This is a genomic window from Rudaea sp., assembly GCF_036383415.1.
Classification (GTDB): Bacteria; Pseudomonadota; Gammaproteobacteria; order Xanthomonadales; family Rhodanobacteraceae; genus Rudaea.
In genome coordinates this window covers 1-5,160 of the sequence record NZ_DASVOK010000129.1, presented here as the reverse complement: position 1 = coordinate 5,160, position 5,160 = coordinate 1, and the positions used below count along the sequence as shown (strand labels likewise).

The window sequence follows — 5,160 nt, the reverse complement described above, 5'->3', positions numbered from 1 at the left end:
TGAAAATCGCGCTCGCCTCAGCGAGCCGCAGCGCCGGCGAACTCGTCGAACGCATGGGCGTGGCCGATCTGTTCGACCATGTCGTCGACTCGGCCACGATCGCGCGGGCCAAACCCGACCCGGAAATCTTCCTGTGCGCAGCGCAGGCGCTCGGCGTGGATCCGGCCGACAGCCTCGGCATCGAGGATGCGCAGGCTGGCGTCGCCGCGATCAAGGCCGCCGGCATGGCCGCGCTCGGCATCGGCGATGCACGCGTGCTGCACGAGGCCGACGCGGTGCTGCCCGACCTCACCCGATTCGATCTGGCGAAATTCGTTAGCAAAAAAGACAAGGAAGACCCTGCTGTAAAGACCTGACCACCGCGGACCCGCAACGCAGAATTCGCGGGCCGACGGCAACAACAACACCGTGCTCACACTTCGGAGGGAGAACCCCATGAAATCGACCAACAACCGTCATCGCAAAGTGCAGCGGCCCATCACGATCAGGCTCGCCCTGACCACCGCGATCCTCGCGGCGCTGAGCCCCATGGTCATGGCCGCCGACGCAGCGCCCGCGGCCGCACCGGACCCGCAGGCCGCTGCCACACCGTCCGACCAGAACAAGGCCAACGCCGCCGCGAAGTCCGAAACCCAGTCGCTCGAAGGCATCGTCGTCACCGGCACGGCGACGGCCGGCGGCGTGAAGAAGCTCGACGCGAGCTATACGATCACCGCGGCCAATGCCGAGCAGATCAAGCAGGCCAACCCGAAGAGCACGGCCGACCTGCTCAAGATCTCGCCGGGAATCTGGCCGGAGTCGTCCGGCGGCCAGACCGGCGCGAACATCGAAATCGCCGGCTTCCCGGGCGGTGGCGATGCGCCGTTCTTCACCAACATGGTGCAGGGCACGCCGCTGTACGGCATGTCCTCGCTGTCGTTCATGGATTCGAGCTCGCTGCTGCGCCTCGACGACACGGTCGAGCGCGTCGAAATCGTGCAGACCGGCCCCGGCGTGCTGTACGGCGCGGGCCAGATGGGCGCGACCGCGAACTTCATCCTCAAGCAGGGCACCTCGGAGCCTTCGGGTTCGATCGCCGTGACCTACGGCGATGAAGGCATGGTCCGCGTCGACGGCTTCTTCGGCGGCAAGCTCGCCGAGGGCTGGTACGCCAGCCTCGGCGGCTTCTGGCGCCAGTCGGACGGCGTGCGCAGTCCGCAGTTCAAGTCGGACGACGGCTATCAGCTGACCGGCACGCTGACTCACGACCTCGACAACGGCTCGATCATGCTCTGGGCGCGCACGCTGCAGGACAAGAACCAGTTCATGGTGCCGACGCCGCTGCTCGAAGACGCGCACGGCAACTTCTCGCTCTATCCGGGATTCAACGCGCTGACCGACACCTACGGCAGCAAGGCGATGCAGAACGTCACTCTGGTCAATCCCGCGGGCGGCACCGAGCAGGCCAATCTCGCCAACGGCCGCGGCGGCAACCTCAACTTCTTCGGCGGCAATTTCGACACCGAATGGAACGGTTTCCAGATTTCCGACAAGTTCGTCTGGAGCGGCGGCCAGTTGAACACGACCGCGCTGTTCTCCGGCCCGAATCCGAAGCCGCTCGGCTACTTCCTCTACGGCTGCAACTGGTCCGGCGGTGCGGCGTCCGGATTCTGCGACAGCAGCGGCAAACCGACCGACAGCAACTGGCTGCACGACTACGGCATCGACCAGGCCGTGGGTTCGATCGCCTACAACGGCGCGTCGAGCCTCAACCAGAGCGTGATCCAGCAGGGCTTCTGGTTCATCCAGAAGGACCTGCGCAACCTCAACAACGATTTCCGCATCAGCAAGGAAATCTTCGACAACAACACGCTGACCGCGGGCGTCTACCTCGCCCACTACACGGATGACGACAACTGGTCGCTTGGCAATCCGATGCTGATGACCAACACGCCGAACGCCACGCCGATCACGCTGAGCTATGTTTCGGGCGGCAATACCTACTACATCACCAACCCGCAGGGCATCCTGAGCTACAACAAGGGCTACAACATCATCGAGCACGGCGTCGGCAACAACAAGGCGTTCTACCTCGCCGATTCCTGGCGCCTGTGGGACAAGTGGCTGTTCGACATCGGCGGCCGCGTCGAGAACATCAGCGTCAACCAGCGCACCTGCAACCAGAAAAACGTCAACGGCGGCGGTCTCGACGGCAATCCGTACACGTTGTACGACAACGGTGCGCAGGTCTGCGACGGCACCTACACGACGCTGCACTACGACAAGACCCACCCGGCATTCACCACCGGCCTGAACTACGAGATTGCCGACAACATGTCCGCCTACCTGCGCGTGTCGAGCGGCGGCCACTTCAACGACTTCGACAACGGCATCCGCGGTTCGGGCGGTAACTTCGCGCCGATGCAGAAGGTGCGCAACCTTGAGTACGGCTTCAAGTACCAGGCGGATTGGGTTTTTGTCGACGTCAGCGCCTACCACCGTCAGTTCACCGGCCTGCCCTACAGCCGCACCGACATCAACAACCGGCCGGTGGACTGCGACGGCAATCCGACCTCGCAGAGCAACAAGGCGCAATGCACGGCCAACTACGGCGCCGACACGACGGGCGTGAACTTCCACGGCGTGTTCACGCCGATCGAGAATTTCAAGATCGACACGCTCGTCGCCTACCAGGATGGCCACTACTCGCATGCCGAATTCGCCTACGTCTACAACGACGTCAACGGCGACCAGAAAACGACCTTCATCGACGGCAAGCCGTTGCAGCGCCAGCCCAAGCTGCGCTACATGATCACGCCGAGCTACAAGTTCGTCGGCGACGGCTGGGACATCATGCCGTTCGTGACCTTCACCCATGTCGGCCAGCGTTATGAGGACCAGACCGGCCTCGCACCGCTCGGCGCCTACAAGACCTGGGACTTCGGCATCGTCGCCAACTACGGCAAGAACTGGCAGTTCCGCGTCCAGGGCACCAACCTGAGCAACGAGATCGGCCTGACCGAAGGCAACGCGCGCGTCGCCGGCGTGCCGACCGGTCCGGGCGGCGTGCTGCTGGCACGTTCGATCGAAGGCCGCGAGATCAACTTCCAGGCTAAGTATCAGTTCTAGAAAGATCGCATTTGTTCGTCCTCTCCGACGAGCGGTCCGGATTGATCCCCCAATGCAATCCGGGCCGCATTTTTTTATCAGCGATCGCTTGAACCCTCTCGCATGAAAATCAACCGTCGCGAATTTCTCGGCGCAGGCCTGGCCGCATTGGCCGTGGAAATGTCCGTGCCTGCGGCTGCAAAAGTTTCCCCACCGCCGCGACGGCGTAACGTGCTGCTGATCGTCTCCGACGACCATGGCTACGACCTCGGCTGCACCGGCGGCAAGGTGCGCACGCCCGCGCTCGACGCGCTCGCGCGCGAAGGCGTGCTGTTCACCGATGCGTATGCCTCGGTCTCCTCGTGCTCATCCAGCCGCGCGACGTTGTACACAGGCTTGTATTCGCACACCAACGGCATGTACGGGCTGTCGCACGACGTGCACAACTTCTCGCTGCTCGACGACGTGAAGACGCTGCCGTGGATGCTCAAACAATCCGGCTATGCGACCGCACTGGTCGGCAAGCTGCATGTGAAACCCGAGGCGCTGCTCGCCTACGATGCCTGGCTCGAACCCGAGCGCCCGCTCGTGCGCGACGTCGCCGTGATGGGCCACGCAGCCGGGCGCTGGATGCGCGAACAGGGTGACAAGCCGTTCTTCCTGACTGTCGCCTACAGCGATCCGCATCGTGCAGGCGATGTGTCGAACTTCGGCAACACGCGCGACTGGCCCGAGGTGAAGCGCGAGCGATACCAACCGTCCGACGTCGTCATTCCCTCGCACCTGCCCGACCTGCCTGGCGTGCGCGCCGACCTGGCCGAATACTACGAGGCGGTCAGCCGCATGGACACTGGCTTGGCCATCCTGCTGCACGAACTGAGGGAATCGGGCCACGAGGACGACACGCTCGTGATCTATCTCTCCGACAACGGCCGACCGTTTCCAGGTGCAAAGGACAATCTGTATTACGAAGGCATCCACCTGCCGCTGATCGTGCGTGCGCCGGGCGCCTTGAAACGTGGCCTGCGCAACCGCGGGATGGTCAGCTGGATCGACATCACGCCGACGATCCTCGATTGGACCGGTGTCACACCACCCAATGGCTACCACTATCTGCCACTGCCGGGCCGCTCGATCCTGCCGATTCTCGGCGAGGCCGATCCCAAGGGCTGGGACGAGGTATTCGCCACGCACAGCTTCCACGAGATCGACCAGTACTATCCGACGCGCAGCCTGCGCACGCGCAAGTACAGCTATTTCCTCAATCTCAAGCCCGAGCTCGAGGTGCCGATCGCGAGCGACGTTGCATTGTCGCCGTCGTGGAAAGCGATCACGGCGACGCCCGGCGCGAAGCTCGGCAAGCGTACGCTGGACGCCTTCCACCATCGTTCCGCCGAAGAGTTGTACGATCTGACCGTCGATCCGGACGAGGTGGTCAACCTCGCGGGCGACAAGAAATACGCTGCAGTGCTCGCCGACCTGCGCCGGCAACTCGACAGCTGGCGTACGAAAACGCGCGATCCGTGGCAGAAGGGTGTCACCGATCCGTTCGGGCGCGCACGCTAAGAAAAACACAGATTGGGGAGACCGAATGAGCAATCGATTCCGCATGATCCTTGCGCTCGCGCTGATCTACGTGATCTTCGCGATCCTGCTCAACAGCGTGGGCACCGTGATCCTGCAATCGATCTCGACCTTCGGTGTGACCAAGCCGCAGGCGAGCAACCTGGAATTGTTCAAGGACCTGCCGGTCGCGATCACCTCGCTGCTCGTCGCCTCGTTCCTGCCGCTGCTCGGCTACAAGCGCGCAATGATGATCGCGCTCGCGCTCGTCGGCACGGCCTGCGTCGTCATGCGCTTGTATCCGACCTTCCACACGACCGAGCTGCTGTTCATGTGCGTCGGCATCGGCTTCGCCCTCGCCAAGGTGTCGGTGTATTCGTCGATCGGCCTGCTCACGCACGACCCGGCCGAACACTCGCGCCTGACCAACACGATCGAGGCGCAGTTCATGATCGGCGTGCTCGTCTGCGGCTGGCTGTTCAGCGCCTTCATCGACGATGCGAACCCGGC

4 protein-coding genes are annotated in these 5,160 nt (G+C 63.4%); all 4 read left to right on the top strand.

Annotated elements, in window-relative coordinates; all coding sequences use genetic code 11:
- Window positions 1-356 (top strand): HAD-IA family hydrolase (locus VF497_RS04935; RefSeq protein ID WP_330886525.1); only part of this gene is annotated, 356 nt, incomplete at its 5' end.
- 79 nt (window positions 357-435) lie between these two features.
- Window positions 436-3,108, top strand: a complete 2,673-nt coding sequence (locus VF497_RS04930) for a TonB-dependent receptor (protein ID WP_330886524.1) — start codon at window positions 436-438, stop codon at window positions 3,106-3,108.
- Between the two features lie 102 nt (window positions 3,109-3,210).
- On the top strand, window positions 3,211-4,653 hold the full coding sequence (locus tag VF497_RS04925; protein WP_330886523.1) for a sulfatase: 1,443 nt from the start codon (window positions 3,211-3,213) through the stop codon (window positions 4,651-4,653).
- 43 nt (window positions 4,654-4,696) lie between these two features.
- A partial coding sequence (locus VF497_RS04920) for an MFS transporter (protein WP_414706843.1) occupies window positions 4,697-5,160 on the top strand: 464 nt, incomplete at its 3' end.

Excerpts from the sequence above, each read along its gene's own strand:
- VF497_RS04930 (WP_330886524.1), top strand. The coding sequence starts at position 436 with ATGAAATCGACCAACAACCGTCATCGCAAAGTGCAGCGGCCCATCACG.
- VF497_RS04925 (WP_330886523.1), top strand. The coding sequence starts at position 3,211 with ATGAAAATCAACCGTCGCGAATTTCTCGGCGCAGGCCTGGCCGCATTG.